This is a genomic window from Pseudomonas sp. NPDC087639, from assembly GCF_044743385.1.
GTDB lineage: Bacteria > Pseudomonadota > Gammaproteobacteria > Pseudomonadales > Pseudomonadaceae > Aquipseudomonas.
In genome coordinates this window covers 87,111-111,362 of the sequence record NZ_JBIUWI010000004.1, presented here as the reverse complement: position 1 = coordinate 111,362, position 24,252 = coordinate 87,111, and the positions used below count along the sequence as shown (strand labels likewise).

Annotated in this window: 25 protein-coding genes; 8 read left to right on the top strand and 17 right to left on the bottom strand. The window is 59.9% G+C overall.

What is annotated here, in order from left to right; all coding sequences use genetic code 11:
* Window positions 1–99: 99 nt before the first annotated feature.
* Window positions 100–1,527 (top strand): cytochrome-c oxidase, cbb3-type subunit I, encoded by a 1,428-nt coding sequence (gene ccoN, locus ACIOVB_RS03985; RefSeq protein ID WP_401265016.1) that lies wholly within the window; start codon window positions 100–102, stop codon window positions 1,525–1,527.
* A gap of 15 nt (window positions 1,528–1,542) precedes the next feature.
* The gene (locus ACIOVB_RS03980; RefSeq protein WP_187680437.1) at window positions 1,543–1,764 is read left to right on the top strand and encodes a cbb3-type cytochrome c oxidase subunit 3; all 222 of its coding nucleotides are present in this window, start codon (window positions 1,543–1,545) and stop codon (window positions 1,762–1,764) included.
* 130 nt (window positions 1,765–1,894) lie between these two features.
* On the opposite strand, the gene ACIOVB_RS03975 is transcribed toward ACIOVB_RS03980, so the two are convergent.
* Complete coding sequence (locus ACIOVB_RS03975; protein ID WP_401265013.1) at window positions 1,895–2,386, bottom strand: hypothetical protein; 492 nt, start codon at window positions 2,384–2,386, stop codon at window positions 1,895–1,897.
* A 212-nt stretch (window positions 2,387–2,598) separates the two neighbouring features.
* Here ACIOVB_RS03975 and ACIOVB_RS03970 point away from each other — a divergent pair, with 212 nt between their 5' ends.
* On the top strand, window positions 2,599–3,540 hold the full coding sequence (locus ACIOVB_RS03970) for a halovibrin HvnC (protein WP_401265010.1): 942 nt from the start codon (window positions 2,599–2,601) through the stop codon (window positions 3,538–3,540).
* A 139-nt stretch (window positions 3,541–3,679) separates the two neighbouring features.
* Window positions 3,680–4,384 (top strand): aspartate/glutamate racemase family protein, encoded by a 705-nt coding sequence (locus ACIOVB_RS03965; protein ID WP_401265007.1) that lies wholly within the window; start codon window positions 3,680–3,682, stop codon window positions 4,382–4,384.
* Here the strand turns inward: ACIOVB_RS03965 and ACIOVB_RS03960 are convergent.
* The 14 genes from ACIOVB_RS03960 to ACIOVB_RS03895 form a co-directional block, all read right to left on the bottom strand.
* A complete protein-coding gene (locus ACIOVB_RS03960) occupies window positions 4,374–4,892 on the bottom strand; it encodes a GNAT family N-acetyltransferase (protein WP_401265004.1) in 519 nt (172 codons plus the stop codon). The genes ACIOVB_RS03965 and ACIOVB_RS03960 overlap by 11 nt on opposite strands.
* Window positions 4,893–5,021: 129 nt before the next feature.
* On the bottom strand, window positions 5,022–6,005 hold the full coding sequence (locus ACIOVB_RS03955) for a LysR substrate-binding domain-containing protein (RefSeq protein WP_401265001.1): 984 nt from the start codon (window positions 6,003–6,005) through the stop codon (window positions 5,022–5,024).
* Window positions 6,006–6,164: 159 nt separating this feature from the next.
* Window positions 6,165–7,112, bottom strand: a complete 948-nt coding sequence (locus ACIOVB_RS03950; protein WP_401264998.1) for a peptidylprolyl isomerase — start codon at window positions 7,110–7,112, stop codon at window positions 6,165–6,167.
* Complete coding sequence (locus ACIOVB_RS03945) at window positions 7,109–7,579, bottom strand: YbjN domain-containing protein (protein WP_401264995.1); 471 nt, start codon at window positions 7,577–7,579, stop codon at window positions 7,109–7,111. The genes ACIOVB_RS03950 and ACIOVB_RS03945 overlap by 4 nt, the downstream gene beginning before the upstream one ends.
* 43 nt (window positions 7,580–7,622) lie before the next feature.
* Window positions 7,623–8,252, bottom strand: a complete 630-nt coding sequence (locus tag ACIOVB_RS03940) for a DNA repair protein (protein ID WP_401264992.1) — start codon at window positions 8,250–8,252, stop codon at window positions 7,623–7,625.
* An 18-nt stretch (window positions 8,253–8,270) separates the two neighbouring features.
* The gene (locus tag ACIOVB_RS03935) at window positions 8,271–9,968 is read right to left on the bottom strand and encodes a putative porin (RefSeq protein ID WP_401264991.1); all 1,698 of its coding nucleotides are present in this window, start codon (window positions 9,966–9,968) and stop codon (window positions 8,271–8,273) included.
* Between the two features lie 39 nt (window positions 9,969–10,007).
* Window positions 10,008–10,712, bottom strand: a complete 705-nt coding sequence (locus ACIOVB_RS03930; RefSeq protein WP_401264989.1) for an energy transducer TonB — start codon at window positions 10,710–10,712, stop codon at window positions 10,008–10,010.
* Between the two features lie 3 nt (window positions 10,713–10,715).
* Window positions 10,716–11,141 carry a biopolymer transporter ExbD gene (locus ACIOVB_RS03925; protein ID WP_186551381.1) on the bottom strand — a complete coding sequence of 142 codons (426 nt, stop codon included), beginning with the start codon at window positions 11,139–11,141 and terminating at the stop codon, window positions 10,716–10,718.
* Window positions 11,142–11,152: 11 nt separating this feature from the next.
* Window positions 11,153–12,952 carry a DUF2341 domain-containing protein gene (locus ACIOVB_RS03920; protein WP_401264986.1) on the bottom strand — a complete coding sequence of 600 codons (1,800 nt, stop codon included), beginning with the start codon at window positions 12,950–12,952 and terminating at the stop codon, window positions 11,153–11,155.
* A 12-nt stretch (window positions 12,953–12,964) separates the two neighbouring features.
* On the bottom strand, window positions 12,965–14,563 hold the full coding sequence (locus ACIOVB_RS03915; protein ID WP_401264984.1) for a ShlB/FhaC/HecB family hemolysin secretion/activation protein: 1,599 nt from the start codon (window positions 14,561–14,563) through the stop codon (window positions 12,965–12,967).
* Window positions 14,564–14,620: 57 nt separating this feature from the next.
* Window positions 14,621–15,232: a transposase gene (locus ACIOVB_RS03910; RefSeq protein WP_187680425.1), complete on the bottom strand. Its 612-nt coding sequence runs from the start codon at window positions 15,230–15,232 to the stop codon at window positions 14,621–14,623.
* A gap of 272 nt (window positions 15,233–15,504) precedes the next feature.
* The gene (locus ACIOVB_RS03905) at window positions 15,505–16,713 is read right to left on the bottom strand and encodes a DSD1 family PLP-dependent enzyme (protein WP_401265080.1); all 1,209 of its coding nucleotides are present in this window, start codon (window positions 16,711–16,713) and stop codon (window positions 15,505–15,507) included.
* Window positions 16,714–16,787: 74 nt separating this feature from the next.
* Window positions 16,788–18,116, bottom strand: a complete 1,329-nt coding sequence (locus tag ACIOVB_RS03900; RefSeq protein ID WP_401265077.1) for a D-arabinono-1,4-lactone oxidase — start codon at window positions 18,114–18,116, stop codon at window positions 16,788–16,790.
* A gap of 75 nt (window positions 18,117–18,191) precedes the next feature.
* On the bottom strand, window positions 18,192–18,545 hold the full coding sequence (locus ACIOVB_RS03895) for a c-type cytochrome (RefSeq protein WP_401264981.1): 354 nt from the start codon (window positions 18,543–18,545) through the stop codon (window positions 18,192–18,194).
* Window positions 18,546–18,859: 314 nt separating this feature from the next.
* On the opposite strand from ACIOVB_RS03895, the gene ACIOVB_RS03890 reads away from it, so the two are divergent.
* Together ACIOVB_RS03890 and ACIOVB_RS03885 are read left to right on the top strand one after the other, a co-directional pair.
* A complete protein-coding gene (locus ACIOVB_RS03890) occupies window positions 18,860–20,485 on the top strand; it encodes an NADP-dependent glyceraldehyde-3-phosphate dehydrogenase (RefSeq protein ID WP_401264979.1) in 1,626 nt (541 codons plus the stop codon).
* Window positions 20,486–20,531: 46 nt separating this feature from the next.
* Window positions 20,532–21,572, top strand: a complete 1,041-nt coding sequence (locus ACIOVB_RS03885; protein WP_401264976.1) for an FUSC family protein — start codon at window positions 20,532–20,534, stop codon at window positions 21,570–21,572.
* A gap of 3 nt (window positions 21,573–21,575) precedes the next feature.
* Here ACIOVB_RS03885 and ACIOVB_RS03880 read toward each other — a convergent pair whose 3' ends face one another.
* Window positions 21,576–22,469: a DMT family transporter gene (locus tag ACIOVB_RS03880; RefSeq protein WP_401264973.1), complete on the bottom strand. Its 894-nt coding sequence runs from the start codon at window positions 22,467–22,469 to the stop codon at window positions 21,576–21,578.
* A gap of 138 nt (window positions 22,470–22,607) precedes the next feature.
* Between ACIOVB_RS03880 and ACIOVB_RS03875 the strand changes: the two genes are divergently transcribed.
* A complete protein-coding gene (locus ACIOVB_RS03875; RefSeq protein WP_187680420.1) occupies window positions 22,608–23,045 on the top strand; it encodes an Lrp/AsnC family transcriptional regulator in 438 nt (145 codons plus the stop codon).
* A gap of 57 nt (window positions 23,046–23,102) precedes the next feature.
* Window positions 23,103–23,429, top strand: a complete 327-nt coding sequence (locus ACIOVB_RS03870) for a YceK/YidQ family lipoprotein (RefSeq protein WP_401264969.1) — start codon at window positions 23,103–23,105, stop codon at window positions 23,427–23,429.
* Between the two features lie 65 nt (window positions 23,430–23,494).
* Here the strand turns inward: ACIOVB_RS03870 and ACIOVB_RS03865 are convergent, their stop codons facing one another.
* A complete protein-coding gene (locus ACIOVB_RS03865; protein WP_187680418.1) occupies window positions 23,495–24,166 on the bottom strand; it encodes a Bax inhibitor-1/YccA family protein in 672 nt (223 codons plus the stop codon).
* Between the last annotated feature and the right edge of the window lie 86 nt (window positions 24,167–24,252).

Sequence of the window (24,252 nt, the reverse complement as noted above, 5' to 3'; positions counted from 1 at the left end):
GATTCCTGAGCCTGTTTTGTTTCCAGCGGTATTCCTACAGTGGAGCTCGTGCCAGACCGGGTGGCCTGGCAAGACTTTGCAACCGTGGATGAACTGACCATGAGCACAGCAACAATCGGACAGGCTTATAACTACAAGGTCGTCCGTCAATTCGTTATCGCGACGGTTTTCTGGGGTGTCGTGGGGATGGCGATGGGGGTATGGATCGCCTCGCAACTGGTTTGGCCAGAGATGAATCTGGACCTGCCGTGGACCACCTTCGGCCGTTTGCGGCCGCTGCACACCAGCCTGGTGATTTTCGGTTTCGCCGGCAGCGCGCAATTCGCCGCCAGCTACTACGCGGTGCAGCGCACCTGCCAGGTGCGGCTGTATTCGGACAAGCTCGCCGCGTTCACTTTCTGGGGTTGGCAATCGGTGATTGTGATCATGCTGATCACCCTGCCAATGGGCTACACCACCACCAAGGAATACGCCGAGATCGAATTCTCCGGCGCGGTGTGGATGGCCGTGGTCTGGGTCGCTTACGCCGTGGTGTTTTTCACCACGGTGGTGCAGCGCAAGACCAAACACATCTACGTCGGCAACTGGTTCTTCGGCGCGTTCATTCTGGTGATCGCCATGCTGCATGTGGTCAATCACCTGTCGATCCCGGTGGACTGGTTCAAGTCGTATCCGGTGTATTCCGGCGCCACCGACGCCATGGTGCAGTGGTGGTACGGGCACAACGCGGTGGGGTTCTTCCTGACCACCGGTTTCCTCGGAATGATGTATTACTTCGTACCAAAGCAGGTCAATCGGCCGGTGTATTCGTATCGGTTGTCGATCGTGCATTTCTGGGCGCTGATCACCCTGTACATCTGGGCCGGCCCGCACCATTTGCACTACACCGCACTGCCGGACTGGGCGCAGTCGCTGGGCATGGCGATGTCACTGATCCTGCTGGCGCCGAGCTGGGGCGGGATGATCAACGGCATGATGACGCTGTCGGGTGCCTGGCATAAATTGCGCACCGATCCGATTTTGCGCTTCCTGGTGCTGTCGCTGGCCTTCTACGGCATGTCGACGTTCGAAGGGCCGATGATGGCGATCAAAACAGTCAACGCCCTGTCCCACTACACCGACTGGACCATCGGCCACGTTCACGCAGGCGCATTGGGCTGGGTGGCGATGATCACTTTCGGCGCGACTTATCACATGGTGCCGAAAGTCTTCGGCCGCGAGCAGATGTACAGCACGCCGCTGATCAACCTGCACTTCTGGCTGGCGACCATTGGCACCGTCCTGTACATCGCTTCGATGTGGGTCAACGGCATTACCCAAGGCCTGATGTGGCGGGCGATCAACGAGGACGGCACGCTGACGTATTCGTTTGTCGAGGCACTGCAAGCCAGTCATCCGGGATTCATCGTGCGCTTTGCCGGTGGGGTGTTCTTCCTCAGCGGCATGTTACTGATGGCTTACAACGTTTGGCGTACGGTGCGGGTGGCGGATGTTGCACTGGCGCACAGCGAAGCGCAGATCGCCTGAGGCAGGGAGCCGGTCATGTTCGATGTTTTCTTGAATGTGTTGGGCGTGGTGTTTTTGTGGCTGGCGGTGGAGTACTGCTTGCGGCATCAAACCGCGGAAAGCCTAGATGACGCGAGTATGGTGCCGTTTGCCGATGATCCGGAGGTGGCGCGGCGGGTTGAGTTGGCGACCGGGAAAACCGTAAAAGCGGTGGCGCCGGAAGAGGCCAAAAAAGGCTGGATCAACCTGGAAATGTAGCTTCACCAACGTCCGTCTGCAGGAGTGAGCCTGCTCGCGATAGCGGTACACCAGTCACCGTTGATATTGACTGAATGACCGCAATCGCGAGCAGGCTCGCTCCTACCAAGGTTTGTGCAAGCCGTGGAATCTAGGTGCGATCTCGGGGAATCAGGCTTTGCAACTGCTGCGCCAGAAAATCCGCATCAAACACAAACGTATCCGGATCCTTCAAGCCATTGGTCTTGCGCCACTGCCACTCTCCGCCCGGCAATCCAACCAGCGAAATGCTGCCATACCGCGCCGCCGTCAGGCCCATCACCGCCAACGAAATCTGCCCCGCGCTGCCCATCACATCGGGCACGAACTCCACGGGTTTGCCGGCAATCACGATTGTTAGTTTCTCTGTCTTGAAGGTCGAGGTCTCGACCGGCGTGCTCGGCCCGAAGGCGACATACGCTTCACGGCTCACCTCCAGCAGATTCGGTGCCTGTACCGGCGCCAGCCATTGCTGGATATGGCCGAACAGTTCGGTAATCCGTGTAGCCCACGCCGCCGATTGCGTCTCGAACAGTTGCTTCTTGTGTGCCTCACTCTCGGCATAGTGACGAAGCATTTCGCCCAGCTGTTGTACGTCGTTCATGGGTACGTTCCTCGGGAGAGAGCCTGCGATGGTCGATAGTGACAGATCGAAGCACCGACGTACGTTTAACCTACAGTTGAGCATCATCAGCTCACACATGCCCGAGCCGACGAACGGTAGGATTTTCAGGGGATTACCTGTCAGATATGACAGTAGTCATGGCGAGGCTGGATGCGTTAGAAGTAAGCACGCAACCAGACAAGGAGATCGTCGTGCGTCAGTTAACCGTGTTTTTACTCATCCCCCTGCTGGCGGTGGGCTCGCAGACCCTGGCACAACCACTGGATGTGATTAGCGAGACTGGATCTGAGGTTCGCAGACTGAGTGGCCCCGCTACCGCCGCTTATCTCCAGTCGCTGTACAGTCGCCAGTTTCCCAATTGCAACAAATCGAATTCGCAACCGGCGTTCCTGTGTTCCGGCGTGATGCTGAGGGTCACCATCAAGGATCCGCAGAACACCTACAAGGTCTGGGATCCCAGCCCGAAATCGATTCAGAACGGTGGCGTGAATTTCTCCTACCTGCGGGCTGATGCGAACTTTAACAAGTTGGCCTGGAACAGCCCCAACACCAATGGCTACATTGTTTATCCCGTACTTGAAAGGCCTGCCAATACCGAGCAGCTGCAAGTGCTGTGCGCTTATCCAATGGATTCATGGTTGTGGTATCGCAGTTCAACGGCTGTCTGCATCAGCCACCCGTCCTACCCGAAAAGTGGACATTGCCAGGACGCGGGCATTTTCACCGCCGAGCAGTTCGTAAATGCCTGGAAAGCGGCACCTGGCGACCAGAACAGGCGTCAATGCGATTTCGATGTCAGGGACGAACGCAACACGCTCGCGGCCCCGGCCTTTTATCAGTCGTTGCGCGCCAAATCGTTACTCGGCGCAACAGGCTTCGGCGAATGGAACGATGTACTGGTGAAAACCTGGCGTGCCGCGAATCCAGACACGAGACCGATCCTGGCGTTTTTCTATCTGCCTGCAAATAACAACCCTCAAGCACTGGCAGATGCGCAATACAACCAGCGCGATTTCTATAACTCGACCAATCCGAAAGTTGTTGTACCGATCATTCGCCTCACACTTCCCGGAGTCCAGACCGGTAAAGCCTCGTTTGCCTACGTCGAAGCCGATCAGGCAATCGCCCAATAACGTCTGGACGGCCGCACCCAGACACCTGCGTGAAAGTTGACCCATACAGTTGATTTGACGCTGGCATCCGTCATTGAACCGAAGGACACTCGGGGCACGCCTGAATCGACTGATACAGGCGATTTCCCGAGGAATTTCAATGCGCACCATCGGCCTGATCGGCGGCATGAGCTGGGAGTCCAGCGCCGAATACTATCGACTCATCAATCAACAGGTGCGTGACAGTCTCGGTCCACTGCGCTCGGCACAAGTGTTGATGTACAGCGTCGATTTCGGCCCGGTCGAACAAGCCCAGCACGCCGGGCGCTGGGACGATGCGGCGGCGATTCTGGTGGATGCGGCGCGCAGGCTTGAGGCCGGCGGTGCGGAGTGCGTGGTGCTGTGTACCAACACGATGCATAAGGTAGCGGAGCAGATTCAGGCGGCGATCAGCATTCCGTTCCTGCACATTGCCGAACCGGCAGCGCACGCGGCTTTGGCGATTGACGCCCGTACCGTCGGGCTACTCGGCACGGCCTTTACCATGGAGCAGGACTTCCTCAAGCAACGCCTGATTGCCCAAGGCCTGACGGTGTTGGTGCCGGACGAGGCCGAGCGCAAAGACGTGCATCGGATCATCTACGAAGAACTGTGCGTCGGGGTGATCAGTGAGGCTTCGCGCAAGATTTATCAGCAGGTGATCGAATCACTGACCGCGCGTGGCGCCCAGGCGATCATTCTCGGCTGCACGGAAATCGGCATGCTGGTGAAACCCGAACACAGCGCCCTGCCCCTGCTCGACACCACCGGACTGCATGCGCAGTCGGCGGTGGCGTTTGCGCTGGGCGACGGAGTCAGACTTTAGGCGAGCGGCGCAGGCGGGCCATGCTCAGAGTGTCCACCCATTGCCCGTCGCGTACCGCGTAGTCGCGAAACAGGCCTTCGTTTTCGAAGCCGAACTTGCGGTAGAGGCCGATGGCCGCTTCGTTATCGGCGTATACCGTGAGTTCGACGCGGTGCAGGTTCATCCAGTTGTCGGCAACGTCCAGCGCCGCCGCCAGCAATTTTGAACCCACGCCTTTGCCCTGCCAGGCCACCGCCACGCCCATGCCGATGCTGCCGGCGTGGCTGCGGCGAATCCGCGAATAATGTTCCAGGCCCAAATGGCCGATCACCTCGCCCTGATGCAGCGCCACCAGTTTCACCGCCCGCTCGTTATCCGCCATCACGCGTTGCCGCCAGACCTCGACGGACTGAAACGGCATCTGCAACACCTGGCGGGCCACGGCTGGATCGTTGTACAGCGCAGTAACGGCCTCGACGTGGGATTCGTTGAAGCGTTCGATATGAATGGCAGGGTTGTGGTCGGGCATGGCAGATCCGTCCTGGATCGATGTGTGGCCGACCACTCTAAACCGCACGACCCGACACATTCAAACTGGAGCTGCCAAAGGCTGCGATCTTTTGATCTTTGATCGTTCCCGCGCTCTGCGTGGTAACGATCAACCTGGGTGGAACCATTCCTGGCGCTCGTCGAAGGTGTGGTGAATGAGGTCGAGCAGGGTTTGTACTTCGGCGATGTGTTGCGAATCGGCATTCACCGCCAGCCACGCCTGCAATCGCATCGGCTCCTCGAACAACCCTGGCAGCGCCACCAGTCCACGGTCATAGCGGCTCATGTACATCGGCAGCAAACCAATGCAGGCACTGCACCGGATCATCTCCAGCATCAGCTCGTAGGATTGCATCTGCACCACGCCGGCAAGGCGCTGTTCGACCAGATTGTTCCAAGGGCGAAAACTGTCGATCTGCTGATCATGTTGCCATTGCACCAGCATGAAATCGGCGAGGTCGTCAGGGCTTTCGGGGCGCGCGGTAACGCGAGAGTAGCGTTTGGCGATGTGTGGCAGGTAGTCCAGGCTCGCGAGTCGCTGTGGTTCGCTGGTGGCGAAGGTAGGGCCGGGATGCGGGGTTTCGCCGTGGGCCAGCCACAGGACGACATCGGCGCTGACGGCGCGCAGCGATAGTTCGCTGTCGAGGGCGATGATTTCCAGACGCACGCTGGCGTTACGCCGCAGCAGCGCAATCAGGTCGCGGCCAAGGATGTCGTGCAGGATCGATTCGGCGACCGCCAGGCGAATCAGCGGTTGCTCGACCACTGGCAGTTTGCGTTCGTTGGCCAGAGCAACCAGTTTTGCCTGAAGTTGCTGGCCTTCGCGGGTCAGGCTCAAGGCGCTGCCATGAAAGCTGAACAGGGAATGTTGAAGCTCTTGCTCCAACTGCGCCAGTTGTTTGCGCAGCAGGGTCGATCGCACGTTAAGGCTGCGCGCCGCTTGCATAAAGCAGCCGCAGCGGGCGCTGACCAGAAAGTATTGCGCGATTTCGGTGTCGATCATCGCGGCTTGCGCCAGCCAGGGTTCACTTTCGTCCTGCGCCCAGCGAAATTCGGCGCTGCCCTGTCGTCCTGCGGGTTCGGTGAATGACATCGATGACTCCCTGTCGATCTTTGTTGTTTGTCGTTGCGCAGATCCTCTGTAGGAGTGAGCCTGCTCGCGATGGGGTCGGCACACCTGACAACTCTTTGCCTGACACACCGCTATCGCGAGCAGGCTCACTCCTACAGGGGTTATGTGTTTAGCCGGGGCCTATTGTTTACTCTCAAGGACTTTATTGAGTTCAGCCCCATCAATACTCAACGTCGCGGTATTGAGCATCCCGTCCAGATACGCCTGGGCAATCTGCTCCTGACGCTGGGCTCGTAAAGCCTGGGTCAGTTGATCGCGCAGTTCATCGAGGGTCGCGGTACGCGCCGGTTGCTGCTCGGTGAGTTTGATCACATGAAACCCGGCCGCGCTTTGCACCGGATCGGAAACCGCACCAACCTTCAGTCGCGCCACCGCGCCGCGCACTTCCGGTACCAGTTGCTGCAAGGGTTGCAGACCGGTATCGCCGCCACGTTCAGCCGTCACGCGATCCTGCGAATACTGGGTCGCCAGCGCCGCAAAATCCCCCGGTGTCGCCTGAGCCTTTTTGCTCAGTTCCGCCGCCAGTTTGCGTACTGCTTCAAAATTCTGCGGTTCATTCACTCCAAGGAAAATCTGGCTGACCCGATACAAAGCCGGGGTCTGCCAGTTCGCCTTGCCCGCGTCATAGGCTTTCTGCAAATCGGCCGCACTCGGGTAATCCGCCGGCACTTCGCTGACCGAACGCAAATAATCGCGAAAAACAATCTGCTCAGTCGCCGCACGGGTCTGTCGCGCGACGTCCGGACGCTGTGCCCACCCCTGCGCATCGGCCTGTTCCAGCACCGCTTTCTCGGCCAGACGCGTACGAATCCAGCGCTCCAGCGCTTCACGATTACCGCGCAGTTGTTCACGGGTTTCTGGCGGGACAGTGGCCAGCAATGTCTGCAATTCCTGCGGCGACACCTGCTGATTACCCAACCGCGCCACCGCCGGCCCCGTAGCAACCGCCGCCACCGGCGACGATTGCTGGGCGGCGACCGGGTCACTGCCCGGTCGCACCACCAGCGCCACGGCCACCACCAACAGCGCCACTGCTCCAGCGCCAATCACCATGGCAGGCTTTTTCACAGGGCGACTTCCTCTTGCTCGGCGACGGCCACTTTTGCAGCAGAGGCTTGAGCGGCCTGACTGAAGTCACGCAGGTAAACGATGAACTCCTGCAACAGGCGATCCCACAATTCCAGATTGCCGCGCAGGTGATCGTTGCTGACGCCGGCGGCCAGCACCACGTCCATTTCCATCACCAGAAACTCGCCCTGCAACGACAACCGGGCAAAACGTCGAGTCGCGTTCCACTGCTCGGCCACACCGACTGGCAACTCACCCTGCACCCGCAGCGCACAGCTGAAAGTGAAATCGACATAGCTACCCTGCTCCGCCGCCGGGTTGCCGAAGCGCACGGCGTAGCCGATGCCCTGGCTGGCGCTGAGCAACTGAACGATGCCGTTCTGTTCGGTCTGGTCGACGCGATAACCGGCGGCTTGCAGAACGTCGGTCAGGGATTGCGGGGAAACGTGGCTGATCAATTGAGTCATTGTTTCTTCCTTGTTTATCAGTCTTTTAAATCAGGCTTTTTAATCAGTGCAAGAGCGCGGCTTGCGGCGCGTCGAATTGAGTCTTGTAGAGGTCGTCACCCAACCCCTGGGCCAGTTCATCGAACTTGACCCGGGCGCTGCCCGCGAAGGGCTGGCGGATCTTCATCACCTCGGCCACGTCGATGTTTTCGTAGGCAGTGAGGATCTGTTTCGCGACGCCGTACATCTGCTGATTCTTGACTGAACATTGCTGCACTTGTGTGTCACGTTCAGCCAATTGCGCTTGAAGCTTAGACCGTTCTGCCTCTTTGGCACGGGCCATGACCAACAGCTCGTCATAGGCCTTTTTGAACTTGCCGGTTTGCTCGTTACTGGCCGTCACTTGCGCCTGAGCCTGGCTGTGCAGGCTCTGCTGCTGCCCGGCGAGTTGCTCGGCGACGCCTTTGGCCTTGGCCAGTTCGGCGCTCAATTGCTTGATTTGCGCCTGGGCGGCTTTGGCCTCATTCTGCGCCGCCAGTTGCGCGGCGCTGGCCTGGGCCTGCTGACTTTGCAGGGCCTGCAACTGCTGGGTAGTGCTGCGCAACTGGGTGCGCAGGCGCTCTTCAATGCCTTCGGCGCTCGCCCCGTGCGCGATGAAAAAACTCAGCCCCAACAGTAAAACTCGTGCGTGCATGATCGTTCTCCCGGCGCCTTAGAAGCGCGTGTTGATCTCAAGCTGCAAGACGTCGATGTCGAAAGGCGCGCCGTACACTGCCTCGGTGCTCATCCAGCGACCGGTGGCGTAAACGTTCTTCGCCAAGCCGTAATTACCACCGATGAAATAGCCCTTGGCATTGGTGCCGCCGAGGTGGAACGACGAGTCGTTAAAGCCGTCCGGCAAGGCATCCGGCTGGATGTACTTGTAGCCGGCGAACATATTCCAGTCGCCCTGCTTCTTCAGGTCCAGCGCGTTGCCGAGGGTGAACTGCACCATCCATGCATTGGCACCGCTTTCGATGTCGCCGTTGCTGTCGAGGTTGTTGACGATCTGCCCGGCGGAACGCTTGCGCATGTCGCCTTCGTCGTAGCTGAGGTTGTGGATGTAGTTGCCCTGGCTGCGCAGTTTGAAGTCTTGCGGCAGATCGGCATCCCAGACCATGTTCAAGTCGAGCAGGTTGAACTCCGACGCCAGACCGACGAATTGCGGTTGCGGCGTGGTGGTCGGGTTAAGCGGGTTCGGCGTGATGTCCCGTAGCAGGAACACGCTGTTGCCCTTCTGCATGAACGCCGCGCGACTGCCATCGCTGTCGCAGCCCGGTGCGCCGGCCCACGGCTCGCAGGGTCCGGAGCGCTGGCCTTCGATGTCGTCGAACCGGTAATAAGCCAGTGCGCCCTTCAAGCGGTTGTTGCTGTTGATCGCCCATTTGGCGCCGATCTGCGCGCCGTATAGCCATTTGTTGTCGCTCTCTTCCTTGTCGAAGCCATTGCTGCTGGTGGTGTCGTTGGTGTAATCCACCGGGAACGCGCCGACGGTGCCGAACACGCCCCAATCACGGTTGAGCTTGTGATCGAAAATCGCCGCCACGCCGTCGAAGTTGAGGTCATGGGAATAGAGCATGTCGGTGGACATGAACGGGTTGGCAAAGCGGCCACCGGTCAGGGTCAACTCGTCCGTCGGCTTCCAGTTCAGGTAACCCTGATCGAGCCAGATGTCTTTCTTGGCGAAACCGCCGCCCAGGCTCTGCGTGGTCGATACCGGGTTGTTGTCGGAGCCGGTGCCGATGCGGATGCCGGCAGTCCATTCCGGCGAGATCACCGCTTTCATGCCCAGCCGAGCACGAATGCGGAACTGGTTGGTGCGGTCTTCGCGGGTGTTGAGTAGCGGCGGCAGGCTGGTGCTGCTGTTGGGGTTTACGTCGTACGGGCCGTTGTTGTTGAGTTTGGCAAAGTCGACGATTTCGTTGCTGTTGCTGTCCGAGTAATAGCGCGACTCGTTACGCAGGCGAATGTCGCCGTCAAAGCTGATGCGCGACGCCCAGTCCGGGAAGGTGTTGGGCGCTGCCCAGTTTTCCTGCTTGGCGGTGGCCATGACTTCGGCTTTGACCTGATCGCGGATCTGGTCGCGCACCGCTGCTGGTACATACTGCACGCGCACATCGCCTGGGGCGGCAACAGGCCCTGCCGCCACTGCCGTGGTTGCGGCAGCCTGTTTGGCCTGCGCCGCTTCGTTCTGCGCTTGAGCAATCAGCGCGTCGGCCTTGTCCTGTTTCAAAATGCCCTGCTCGACCAGCAAGCGGATCAGATTGATCGTGGCGTTCTCCGAGGGCGCAGGCGCTGCCACGGCCTGACCGACCAGGGTCGCGATGACCATGCCGACCGCCAGGGACAATCGATTCACGTTGGAAATCATCTGCACACAACTCCTTTTGGCAAAACTTTAAGAATTCGGTTAACCCGGACGCCGCCCTTGCAGGGACAGGCGCACAGGCAAAGTCATGGAGGCCGGTGGCCGTTCGCTTAAGTGCGGCGCATTGCGCAGCGCCGCCAAAACCTGGGTATCAATCTCGGGATTGCCGCTGGACTTGATCAGCTCGACCCGGGTGATCTCGCCAACGCTGCTCAGCCACACATCGGCCTGCAAGGTGAAGGCGAGGTTGCGCAGCTCCGGGTTCTCGCGCAGCAGCTTCTGAAAGGTGAACGCAAGGAACTGGCTGTAAGTGCCGTTACCCACGCGCCCGCCTCCAGCGCCGGCCATACCGCCGCCCTTGCCCGCACCGATGTTGAAGGCGTCGTTGCCCGACTGTGCATCGCCGTCCATTTGCATCGGGTTGGCCAGATCGTCCGCTGGCGATGGCGGCGCCTCTTCTTCAGGCTTGACCTCCTGCGGCTCGGGCGTTGGTTCCGGTTCGACGATTTTTTCTTCCACCGGGGTTTCCGGCTCCGGCGGTTTCTCGGGTGGCGGCGGTGGCGGTGGCGGCAACGGAATGATCGTCGGCACCTTCGGCGCTTCGCGGCGGATGCCACTCATGTCGTTGGCCCACTGCCACAGGAACCATGCGGCGAGCGCGCCAACCAATAGCCCGGCGCCCCACTTCACAAAGCGCATCGGCGACTTTTTCACCGGCAGCGGCTCGATCGGGAGTTGTGCGGTCATGACTCAGCCCTGACTCGGTTTGCCGGTCACAAGACCGACCTGGGACAGTTCGAGCCGGCGCAGCAGATCCAGCACTTCGATGACTTTCTGGTACTGCACCGTCGCGTCACCGCGCACGATCACCGGGAAGTCCGGGCTCTGTGCTTTCTCGATGCGCAGGCGCTCTTCCAGCTCGGCCAGCGTCACCGGGTAGGCATCGAGGAACACCTGGCCGCCGTCGTTGACCGAAATCGCCTTGGTCTTGGCTTCCGACAGCGACACCGATGCACTGGCCTTGGGCAGATTGATCTGGATGCCGGAAACCTGCGCGGTGGCGGTGAGGATGAACATCACCAACACAACCATCAGCACGTCGACCAGCGGGGTGATGTTGATGCTGTCCACCGCAGCATCTTCTTCATCGTCGTGGGAGGCATTTACGGACGCCATGTCAATGCTCCTCAGGCCGGTACGGAATGGTTGGCGTGATGGCCGCGCGAATGCGACGCCTCACTGAACTGGCTTTCGCCGTGCATCTCGGCCAGACGGGTGATGAACTCGTCGACGAACACGCGCATGTCGGCGCTGACTTCCTTGTTGCGAGTGATCAGACGGTTGTAGCCAAACAGCGCCGGGATCGCGACGAACAGGCCCATGGCAGTGGCCAGCAGCGCGGCGGCCATGCCGGGAGCGATCGCATTGATGTTGACGTCGCCGGCCATCGCCGTGCCGAGGAACACCACCATGATCCCCAGCACGGTGCCGAGCAGACCGATGTAAGGACCGCCGGCGATGGCGTTGGACAGGGTCGAAAGTTTCGAGCTGAGGGCCTGGTTTTCCCGGGTTCGCACGCCGTCCATCGAGCAACGGATCGCTTCGATGGTCGCCGCTGAAACCGAGGAGGTGTCGGCGCCCTGCTCGCGGCGGGTACGGATTTCTTTTACCGCCACCAGATACAGGCGCCACAGCGATGAATGCTGCAAACGCTGAGCGAGCTGCGCGTCATCGGCAAACATCTCCAGACGCGTGCCAACCTTGGCGAACTGCTCGCGGAAGGCTTCGTTGGCCTTGCTGACGCGGCCGAGGGTACGGTTCTTGCGCAGCATAATGATCCACGACTGGAACATCATCAGCACCAGCACCGCGATGATCACCCAAGCGTCGACTGGCACCGCGTTGAGCAGGAAACCGAGGCTGCCGAAACCATAACCGGACTGTTCTTCATCAACGCCGTAGGCCACCAGTTTCGACTCGGCGCCTTGCGAGGTGGCGTCGGCCAGAATCAGCGGTGCAGCACGCGCGACTTTCGACAGACGCAGCTCGTCGACAGCGCCCACGAATGGCTGGAAGGCGCCCGCGGAAAGGTCCGCGCCGATGGCCATGACCGAGTTGAACGCCGGCATCGCTACCGCCAGTGTCGTGCCTTCGCGACCATTGATGTACAGCGTGACTTTCGAGCCTTCGGCGGTCAGCGCGACGTGTTGCCATTGACCCGGATTCAGCGGCTGCGTGGCGATTGCGCGTTGGCCATCGATTTCCACGAACGGCACGCCCTGATTCACACCGACCAACAGACTGTTGGCACCTTCACGGCGGGCCAGAATCAGTTGCTCGCCATTAGCCTGATCCAGACGCAGCCAGGCACTGAAGGTGAATGCGCTGCCGGCGTTGTGTTGCAACGAGGGGCTGGCCGGCAGTAGCAATGGCTGACCGCTGAACTGCAAGGCACGCCCCACTACGCCGTCAATCGCCGCGCCGGTCACACTTTGCGCGGTGTTGCCATACGCGGTGGTGTCTTTGGCCGGGGTGCCGGTGGCGCCGTCGAAGTGATAGAGCGCGGTGTAATTCGGGTCGAAGGTCAGTTGACCGTTGCCGGTGGCCGGGGCTTTTTGGTTGCCGTAATACATCCAGATGTCCTGACGCTGACCGCCCTCGACATTCGGTAAATCAACCCAGATCAGCGCCATGCCCATAAGCGCATCGAAGCTTTCGATCTGGTGATTGAGCACGGTCTTGTCATCGGCGCCGACAAAGCGCAGATCCGAACCGTCTTCTTTAACGCCATCGAAGGTGAAATTGCCGGTGTGCAGGCGCACCAGCAGCGCGGTGCGGCCGAGGGCCTGATTGATCGCCGCGCCCTGCGGCGTGGTGTCGACGGCGATCTGTTTGCGGTAATGCCAGTCGTCCTGCCACCAGGCCTGAGCCGTGGCCGGGAGCACGAAGCCCAGGCAGATCAACAACGAAAGGAAGAGGCGCTGCATGTACGTGCTCCTTTAGAAAGTGGCTTGAAGGTTGAAGTGCAGGCGCGATTCCTGCTTCGAGGTGTTCGGCCCTTCGAGTAGCGGATAGCCCCAGTCGAGGCTGCCGGACAGCCATTTGCTCAGGCTGGCGCGGGTGCCGAGGCCGACACTGGCCAGGGCGAAATTGGCGTCCTGATCCGGCAGTTCGTCGCGCAGGTACAGTTGCGCGCCTTCGGCGAAGGCGTAGAAGCGCCAATCCTGCATCCAGGTGCCGGTGTACTTGGCGAGCGACGGCGTGCGCAGTTCCTGGCTCAGCAGGTAACCGTCATCAGCCGTGCGTTCGGCGGCCAGATAGCCGCGCACCGAGGTCGCGCCGCCGGCGGAGAATTGCTCGTTGGAAACCAGCGGCCCCGAAGCCAACTGGAACGCCGCTTTGCTCGCGCTCTGCCAGTCGTTGGCGAAGGTCCAGGTGAAACTGGTGTCGCCCTTGAGCACGGCGAAACTCGGGTTGGCGCGGTAGCGTTTGTAGTCGAAGTCTTCGTCGGAGCTGCCATAACCGAAGAGGCTGCGGGTGGCCGCGACCAGGCTCAGGCCGAGGCCGAGCTGGCTCTTTTCGGTGTAGCGATAGCCGTTGTAGGCGAAGGTGAACGGCGCGTATTGCAGCGGCACCTTGTCGCTTTCGCCGGACAGGGTCAGGCGTTCGTCGAAGTCCTTGAAGTCGATGCCCGCTGACAGCGAATTCGACCAACTGCCGCTGGACGGCAATGTGTAGATCGCCGATACCCCATAGGAATGCCCCTTGCCCAGCACGTTGCTGCCGCCGATGGTGGCGACGTTGCTGTCGGACTGATAACCGGAGAACTGCACGCTCCAGCGATCAGTCAGCGGCGCGGTATACGAGCCGGACCAGACCTTGGCGTTGTCGGTGTCCTGCGGCGCAGTGAAGTAGGTCAGCGAGATGCTGTGGCCGAGTTGCCAGAGGTTGTTGTAGCCGAGGCTGGTGACGGCCCGCAGTTTTTCGGTGTCGGCGCTGTAGTCGTTGTTGAGGCCGACGCTGGCCGTCCACGGGTTCTGGTCTTCGACCTGCAAGTCGACGTCCATGGTGCCGGGGCGCTGACCTTCGCGAACCAGTGGCATGACCTGGCGGCCCGGGGTTTTGTTGAGTTGCGCCAGTTCACCCTGAACCTTGGCAAAGTCCGGGACCTCGCCCTCCTTGAGCGCCGGGACTTCGTCGCGGATGTCCAGTGGCGAATAGTGCTTGGCGCCCACCACGCGCACGCGGCCGACCTTGGTTTCGCTGACTTGCAGATAGACGATACCGTCCGCCACCGCTTGCTCCGGTAACTCGACGAACACCGATTGATAGCCGCGCTCCTGATAGGTCTTCTGCAACGCGTCGCGCGCGCCTTCGATATCGCTCAGGGCTTTTTGCGGGCCGAGAAACGGGTATACCGCCTCTTCGATCGCCCGAGCATCGAGCACGGTGTTACCACGCACGAAGTATTCGTTGACGTCGACCAGACGCTGCGCGGCGGTGGTTTCGGCGGCCTCTTCGGCCAGCGCCGGCTGCACGCCCGCCGTCACCAGCAGCCAGCCCCACAGCGCCAGCCGTGACGTAAAAATCTGTTCCACACTACCCCCTGAATTCGCGATGACCTGTTGGCGCTGTTGCGCGCCTTGTGTGTTGCGTCAGTTGCTGGCTGTCGAAGCGCAGGCGTGTTTACCGAGCCATGTGTGCAATAGCGCGAAGTTCAACGAGAACTCGGGCATTTGCAGCAAGGCACCGCAGAACACTTCGCCGATGATTTTCTGAATGAGTTGCACCGCACGCGGGTTGTTGAGCAGCGTGGCGATGTCGCGACTGAGGGCGTTGAAGCTCCAGACTTTCTGTTGCAGACCAAGGCCGACGAACCAGCGAAACAGCAGGTTGTAACTGAGCTGTTCATAGAGCTGCTGCTCGCTGGGCACCGAATACAGCAGTTGCAGGAGCAGGATGTGCATGACCGTTTGCGCGGGGATCAGCCGGCCGGGCTCGGCATTGAGGTCGTGCAGAAGGTCGCGATGGGCGTCGAGCAAATCGTCGATCTGCGGGCGTAGCAAGACCAGCGAATGACCTGGCGGAATGTAGCTGGAGACCTCTTTCAAGGCGCCCTGCCAGTCATCCTGCGAGACGATCCAGACCCACGGCGCGCCGTAGCGATACACCGAAACCGGCTTCTTGCGCGCGGCTTCGACGATCTTCGACAGACGTTGATCGAGTTCCTGCATGCCCACTTTCGAGTAGCGTTCCATAGTCCCCACTGCCTCACTCCCGGCGTCCCGCCTCGGCTTGTGAAAAGCGCCCTGTCGGGCCCCTCAAGCGCGTTACATAGGCATGACCGGACTGGCGATGTGCTACCGAACTTTTGTCATAAAAGCTTCATTACAGGATTGCTCGAGATTTAACAGACGACACTAAACCTGTGGGAGCGAGCCTGCTCGCGAATACGGTGTGCCAGTCAAGTAGATGGTGACTGACAGGACGCTTTCGCGAGCAGGCTCGCTCCCACAGGGAGATTTACGGTGGGTTGGGGTCAGGTATAGACCGGCCAGGTGTCGACGATCTTGCCGCCGCGCACAGCCAGCAAATCACCGAATTGCAGCAGCACCGCTTCGGTCTGGGTCGGGCGCAGGAAGACTTGATCTTCCACGGTCAGACCCACGGCATTCGAGCCATTGACCATCTCCTGATTGGAACTGCGCCCGTAGACACTGTTGCTTTGCAGACCCGGCGGCGATTCGAACTCGGCCATCCAGTTACCGCCGTAAATGAAAAAGGTCTGGCGCTGGTTCGTATCCCACCACGAAAACAGCTTCGACTTGTCATCCAGCGCCGGGATGTTCACCGCGCCCGTGCTTTTCAAAACGGGCGTGGCGATGTAGGTGGCGGGCACATGATCGACCAGCGATGGCAAGTCGTAATGCGTCGGCTTGAGCATCGCTGTGCCCACCGACACTTCCGTGCTCAGCCTTTCACTTTCATGAATGCGATAACTTGGGCTGCCGGCGGTGTTCAGGCACAAGCCGTCGTGCCACAACTGCGGAAACTGCTGGCGGGTGAAATCGACGCAGCGCTGATAGATCACCATGACCTTGGCGAACAACTCTTCATGCGAACCGAGAATCCCCGGCACGCCCATGCCCACGAAAGGGTCGTAGCCCATGAACCCGGCAAACTCCAGATGCTGCGGGTTGGCGCTGATCAGTGTGAGCATCTGCCCTAGCGCTTCAACGTCACTCACTCCGCCACGATGCAGGCCCACATCGAGTTCGATGTTGATGCGCATCCGCGTGCCCAACCCCTTCGCCAGTGCGAGGTATTGCTGCAAACGTCCAGGGCTGTCGAGCAGCCATTGCAGTTGCTTCGCCGGATCAAACGGGCCTTTGTGGGTTTGGTAGAACAGTTCAGCCGAGCGCACCGGCAGCGGCTTGCCGAGCAAGATGTCGGATTGCGGAAACTTCACGGCATCGTGGTTGAGAAACGGCTGATGAAATGACATCAAGTTCTGCGTTCCTGCTTTTTGGGCGATGTAACTGAGCAACCCCGGCGACGGCAGCGACTTTTCCACCAATCTCAGTTGCTTGCCACCGCGTCTCACCGACTGCATCACCACATCAATATTGTGATCGAGGCGATCCAGATCGATCAGCAGCACCGGGCGCATCGGGCCTTTTTCCTTCAGTTCACGGTTCAGTGCCTGGAAGTATTCGCTGTACGGCCCGCCGCGATCCCCCGGTCTCAGCCAGGCACCAACGCCCACCAGTAAAGCGCCGACACCCAGCGTGCCAAGCAGAAAATTACGTCGATTGACCGCCATCAGCTAACCCCCAGAATCGACGACAGATGCGCATTCAAAAACTTGCCGCTCGGATCAAGCGCCTGGCGCACCTCGACAAACTCGCGCCAGCGTGGATACAGCGGCTGCAACGTTCGCGCATTGAGCGTGTGCAATTTGCCCCAGTGTGGCCGGCCGTTGTACTTCCAGAAGATCGGCTCGATGGCAGCGAATAGGTTGTGATGGTCCATCTGATAGTGCTGATGCACCGAGATCGAACAACTATCGCGCCCCTCGAACATGCTCAACGGAATGTCGTCAGCCTTGACGTAGCGGTACTCGATGGGAAACCAGGTGCGCAGGTCCTTGTCCTGAATCAACTTGAGGATTTCGCGCAGGCAGGCCGGGCCGTGTTCGGTGGGCACGGAGTATTCCATCTCGTTGAACCGCACCGTGCGCACGTTGGCGTAGATGTCGAACGAGTCGCCCACCCGGTCATCGAAACTCGCCAGATGCCGCAGGCTGTTGAGCATTGTCCGGCGCAGGTCGGGAAAGTCGCTGCCGTACTTGTCGATCTTCTCGATCAGGTTGACGAACTCGTTGCCGCCCTCCTCTTCAGGGCTGATCGGCGGCGTCGCCGGGTCAGTGGTTTCGTTGAGAGCGATGGACAAGGCGTAGTCGGAATGGGTGACGACGAGCATTTCCCAGTGCTGGTTTTCCCGGGTGTTCTTATCGAGGTCTTCGAGCAGTTCTTCGGTCTTGGCGATCCATTGGGTTTCACGCAGGCGATAGGCCGGACGGTTTTTCAGGCGGATTTTCGTTGCCACGCCGAGTGCACCCAGGGAGACGCGAGCGGCGTTGAACACCTCAGGGTGGCGCTGACTGTCGCAGTCGAGCACCTCACCATTGGCAGTGACCATTTGCAGACCGCAAACATGGGCCGAGTAGGACTGGAAGTTTTTGCCGGTGCCGTGGGTCGAGGTGGCAATCGCTCCTGCGAGGGTCTGGTAGTCGATATCGGCCATGTTTTGCAGGGCCTGGCCGACGTCTTTGAGCGGCACGCCCATGCGCGACATCGGCGTGCCGGCGGCGAATTCGGCTTGCAGGGTTTTCGGGTCGTGGTCGAGCAAACCGTTGAAGTAGCTCAGCGACAACAATGTGCCGTCGGTGGGCACCAAGGCGCTGAAGGAATGTGCCGAACCGACCGGACGAACTTTGCCTTGGGCCTGACGAATCACCGTCGTCAGCTCATCCAGATTTTTCGGCGCCAACCGTGCTGCCGGCAGGCAACTCTGCGCGCCCGACCAGTTGCGCCAGGGAATCAGCCGTGGCGCGCGCATCAATTGACCCAGGGCCGGGTTGCTCGCCAGCGCGCTGAACGCGCCGACGATGCTTGCCCGTTGCAATAACTGACGCCGTGTCAGATCCATCGTCATGCGCGCACCTTATTGAGGGAGAGGCTGGTCGGCCATGAAGCCGATCAATTGCAGGAACTGCTCTTGCGAGCACTCGACGCACTGGCCCATCGGCGGCATGCCGTTGTAGCCGTTAATGGTGTGGTCGAGCAGCGTGTCCACACCCTGCTGGATGCGCGGCGCCCAGGCTTTGCGATCGCCAGTGAGCGGTGCGTTGGCCGCCGGATTGGCGTGACAGAGCTGGCAACTGTTGGTGTAGATCTGTGCCAGTGCCGAGTCGGAGGGTGTGGCGCTGCTGGATGTCACTGACGGTTTTGCTTCGTCGCCACAGCCCGCCATCGCAGCGACCACAGCCAGCAGTAAAGTGAATCGGATTGCCCGCATAACGATCCTCGCGTGGGGTGCGGCTTATTGTTGTGATCACACCTTAAGGCAGCGAACGCAGCGGGTTGAGGGCATTGCGGGACAGTGAGGGGGGCAAACGGGGACAGTTGGGGTTCACAAGCGGGTCTAAAGAGGTCTAGGCTTGAAGCACAATTCCAAGACATCCCCTTCTTTCAATGTGGGAGCGAGCCTGCTCGCGAAAGCGTTTCATCAGTCAACCTTCCAGTGAATGACACACCGCTTTCGCGAGCAGGCTCGCTCCCACAGGTTTCTGTTTTCAACCTGCATACGATTTCCAATCACGGGGTAGCGACATGACCACAGCAAACATCCTTGGCAACCTGTTCCCTTCTGTCAGCGACATCCCGGAAAAATACCGCCCAGGCGCTCAGGTCGAGCAACGCGAATACCTCGTCGACGGCCAGTTGCGCCGCTGGGACGGCCCGCTCGCCACTGTACGCAGCCCGGTTTATCTGCACGGTGAAAATGGCGACGAACAAGTGATTCTCGGCAGCACGCCGCTACTCGATGCCGATACCGCCCTCACCGCCCTCGACGCCGCCGTTCGCGCCTATGACCGTGGCCAGGGCCTGTGGCCGACCATGCGCGTTGCCGAGCGCATCCAGCACGTCGAAGCCTTCCTTGGCCGCATGCGTCAGCAACGCGACGCTGTGGTGAAGCTGCTGATGTGGGAAATCGGCAAAAACCTAAAGGACTCGGAAAAAGAGTTCGACCGCACCTGCGATTACATCGTCGACACCATCAACGCCCTCAAGGAACTCGACCGCCGCTCCAGCCGTTTCGAGTTGGAGCAGGACACGCTCGGCCAAATCCGCCGCGTGCCGCTCGGCGTTGCGCTGTGCATGGGGCCTTACAACTATCCGCTGAACGAAACCTTCACCACGCTGATCCCGGCGCTGATCATGGGCAACACCGTGGTGTTCAAACCGGCCAAGCTCGGCGTGCTGCTGATCCGCCCGTTGCTCGAAGCGTTCCGTGACAGCTTCCCGACCGGCGTCATCAACGTCATCTACGGCAGCGGACGTGAAACCGTCAGCGCGCTGATGGCCAGCGGCAAGATCGACATTTTCGCGTTCATCGGCACCAACAAGGCCGCCAGCGACTTGAAGAAGCTGCACCCAAAACCGCACCGCTTGCGTGCCGCGCTGGGTCTGGACGCGAAGAACCCCGGCATCGTCCTGCCGGAAGTCGATCTGGACAACGCCGTCAGCGAAGCCGTCACCGGTTCGCTGTCGTTCAACGGCCAGCGCTGCACCGCGCTGAAGATCCTCTTCGTCCATGAAGATATCGTTGAAAGCTTCATCGAAAAATTCAACGCCAAACTGGCCACGCTCAAACCGGGCATGCCGTGGGACAGCGGTGTATCGCTGACGCCACTGCCGGAATCGGGCAAGGTCGATTATCTGCACGGTCTGGTGGCGGACGCGCGCAGCAAGGGCGCCGAGGTGGTCAACCCGAATGGCGGTGAATCCCGCGAGTCGTTCTTCTATCCGGCGGTGCTGTACCCGGTGAATCCGCAAATGCGCGTCTATCAGGAAGAACAGTTCGGCCCGGTCGTGCCTATCGTGCCGTACCGTCACCTCGATACCGTGATCGATTACGTGCTGGAATCGGACTTCGGCCAACAGTTGAGCATCTTCGGTACCAACCCGGTGGCGGTCGGCCGACTGGTCGACACCTTTGCCAACCAGGTCGGCCGGATTAACCTAAACGCTCAATGCCAGCGCGGCCCTGACACGTACCCGTTCAACGGTCGCAAGAATTCCGCCGAAGGCACGCTGTCGGTACACGATGCGTTGCGGGTGTTTTCGATCCGCACGCTGGTGGCGACCAAGTTCCAGGACAGCAACAAGGATCTGATCAGCGAGATCATTCGCGGACGCGATTCGAGCTTCCTGACCACCGACTACATCTTCTGACGAGGGCCTTGCACTGAGTACGTTCAGCACCCACAGATTGCCTCCGTTGTTGCGCCGAATCCTGCGTCCGCTGCTGGACCCATACCGTCGCTACCGCCACGCCCGATTGATCCACGCGGTGCGGGTGGCATTGGGGTTGCTGGCGACGATTTTGCTGACCACCGGCATCAATCTACCCCACGGTGAATGGGCGTCGGTGACCATGCTGGTAGTAATCGGCGGTTTGCAGCACCACGGCAACATCGGCAAAAAAGCCGCCGAACGCGCTACCGGCACCTTGATCGGTGCCGGCGTCGGATTATTGCTGGTGGCGCAGCAGGCCTGGCTCGGCATGCCGTGGCTGACCTACTTCGCCATGGCCGTGGTCTGCGGCTTTTTCTCGTATCACGCGATCGGCAAGGGCGGCTATACCGCGCTGCTCTCGGCGATCACCGTATTCATTGTTGCCGGGCACGGCGACAACCCAATCACCGATGGCTTGTGGCGTGGGGTCGACATCCTGATCGGTATCGCGCTGGCATTGGCTTTTTCCTTCGCCCTGCCGTTGTACGCGGTGTACTCGTGGCGCTACAACCTGGCCGATGCCTTGCGCGACTGCGCCACGGTGTACGGACGGATCATCAGCGGCCAACCGGTCAGCGCTGACGAGCATCTTAAATTGATGAGCCGTTTGGGCGCAGTGATGGTGCAATTGCGTTCGCTGATGCCATCGGTGTCCAAGGAAGTGAAAATCTCCATGACCGAACTCGATGCCATCCAGCGCAACCTGCGCATGTGCATCAGCACCCTGGAGATCCTCGGCAACACCCGCCCCGACGCCAACGACCCAGAGGCCATGGCTCATCTGCAATCGGCGCTAAAAGCTGAACATCGGGTCATTCGCGTGCAGTTGATCGGCATGGCCCGCGCCCTGAAATCCGGCGCGGCACAGCGATTGGATCGGCCAGTGGAGTTGCAGGAGACCAGCCTTGACGCACCGGTCTACAGCGCGCTCGATGGCTATCGTTTGTTGACCCGGCAACTCGCCGCGAACATCGGCGAGATGCGCCAGTGCCTGGCGAAAACCGCCCCGCGCTGGAACATCTGAGGCTTACTGCGCGGCCTGCCGCCGCGCCTTGAAGCCCCAGCCCTGTTGCATGCCGGCCGCCGCCAGCAGAATCGCCGCAACGCCAACCCATTGCAGGATTTCCAGGCGATGACCGAAGGCAAACCAGTCGACGAAAATCGCGGCAATCGGGTAGATGAAGGACAGTGCGCCAGTCAATGCCGTCGGCAGCTTCTGGATCGCGCCGTACAGCAGCACGTACATCAGGCCGGTATGAACAATGCCCAACGTAATCAGACTGGCCCATGCACTCGGTGCCTGCGGCAGTGCAGAAAAGTGTGCGAACGGTGCGAGCAACAGCACACCGGTGCAGACCTGAATCAGTGCGATCAAGTGCGGTGGCGTGCCGGTCAGTCGTTTGATGATCAACGCCGCAATCGCATAGAGAAACGCCGCGCCCAACGCCAAGGCAATCCCCACCAGATAGTCGTTACCGCCCTCGCCTTGCTGGCCATGGGCGCTGACGATCGCCAGCATCCCCATGAAAGAAATCGCCAGCCAGAACAGCTTCTGCACAGTGATCTTCTCGCCGAGAAACAGCGCCGCCAATCCGACCAGCATGAACGGCTGCACGTTGTATACGGCTGTACCAATGGCAATCGAGGCCCGAGAGTACGAGGCGAACAACAGCACCCAGTTACCGACAATCGCCACGCCGCTGAGCACGGCCAGCAAAAATGTCGTGCGAGTCAGAATGCCTGGGCGCAGAAAGCCGAATGCTGCGCAGATCAATAACAAGGTGCCGGCACCGAACACGCAGCGCCAGAACACCACATCCAGCACCGGTTGCCCGGACACCAGCACGAACCAGCCGATCGTCCCGGATATGAGCATGGCAGCGGTCATTTCAAATGACCCGCGACGCAGTGTGTTGTCCATCATTATTCTCCTGTGTTTGTGGCAAAAGTATGCCAAGCCGCCACAGGGCCACTCCAGCGCATAAAGCAGGCTAAACTCACTTTCTGCCTTTTTTATCGGGGGTAGTTCTCACCAATCGCCTAATGCGGGAGTTTGTTCATGACCGACGATATCGACCAGATCCTCATCAGCGCATTGATGGAGGATTCGCGGCGTTCGCTCAAGGCGCTGGCGCAGATCAGCGGGCTGTCATCGCCCAGCGTGGCCGAGCGTTTGCGCAGGCTGGAGGAGCGCGGCGTGCTCAAGGGCTACACCGTCGAGATCGATCCCAAGTGCTTCGGCTATCAATTGCAGGCGATCGTCCGGGTAAGACCGCTACCGGGGCAACTGCAGGAAGTCGAGCGTCAGATTCAGTCGATTCCCGAGTTCACCGAGTGCGACAAGGTCACTGGCGAGGACTGCTTTATCGCCCGTCTGCACGTGCGCTCGATGGAACAACTGGACACCCTGCTCGACCGCCTCAATACCTTGGCCGAAACCAATACAGCAATAGTCAAGAAGACCCCGGTCAAACGCCGCTTGCCACCGATGGCTTAGGTGCTTTTTCTGCAAATTCGGCTTAGATTGACGTTTTTCCAGCGAAGGATTCGCGGTATGAAGATTCAGGCAGTAATTCTGGCGGCGTTGATGCTCGTTGGTTGCGGGACGGTGCAGACAGTCGTTCGCAGCGATCAAGACGCCGCGGCCTATCTGAAAGAGAAAAAATCCCACTGCGGCGCTGTTCCGCGAATCTACAGCGGCGTGACCTATGACTTCTGTTTGCTCCACGCAGAGCGTCCGGATGATGTCGATGCGTTCAATTACAACAACGCGACACCCGGCGTACTGGTAGATGCTGCATTTTCAGGGGTACTCGACACGTTGCTGTTGCCTTATACAATCTACAAGCAAAAGGCCGATGGCAGTATCGTCATCAATTGATAGCCTTTTCTGCAGCCAACAAAAAACCCGCCTAGGCGGGTTTTTTGTTGTTTCAACGAGTGTAATCAGTCGTCGCGGCTCATGATGCCGAAGATCTGCAACAAGCTGACGAACAGGTTGTAGATCGATACATACAGGCTGATGGTCGCCATGATGTAGTTACGCTCGCCGCCGTGGATGATGGCGCTGGTCTGGAACAGGATGCAGACGGACGAGAACAGCACGAAACCTGCGCTGATCGCCAGTTGCAGGCCGCTGACCTGGAAGAAAAAGCTCGCCAGCGTTGCACCCAGCAGGACGAAGAAACCGGCGGTGATGAAACCACCGAGGAAGCTCATGTCCTTGCGGGTAATCAGCACGTAGGCCGACAGACCACCAAACACCAGTGCAGTCATCGCGAACGCCGAGCTGACCACTTCAGCGCCGCCCTGCATGCCCAGGTAACGGTTGAGTATCGGGCCGAGCAGGAAACCCATGAAACCGGTCAGGGCAAACGCCGACACCAGGCCCCACGCGGAATCACGGAGTTTGTTGGTGAGGAAGAACAGCCCGTAGAAGCCGATCAGCACCACGAAAATGTTCGGGTAGCCAACACGCATCTGCTGGGCAACGAACGCCATCACGCCGCTGAATGCGAGGGTGAGAGCGAGTAGACCATATGTGTTGCGCAGGACGCGGCTAACCTCTAGCTGCTCAGCCTGCACGCCGTTATTAACTGCGTAATCCTGTTCGCGCATGGCGACACTCCTGTTGGTTTGAAACGTTCAGTCGCACAGATCATAACAGACGCTCTGTAACAAGCCATGCAGAGAGGTTGACTGTG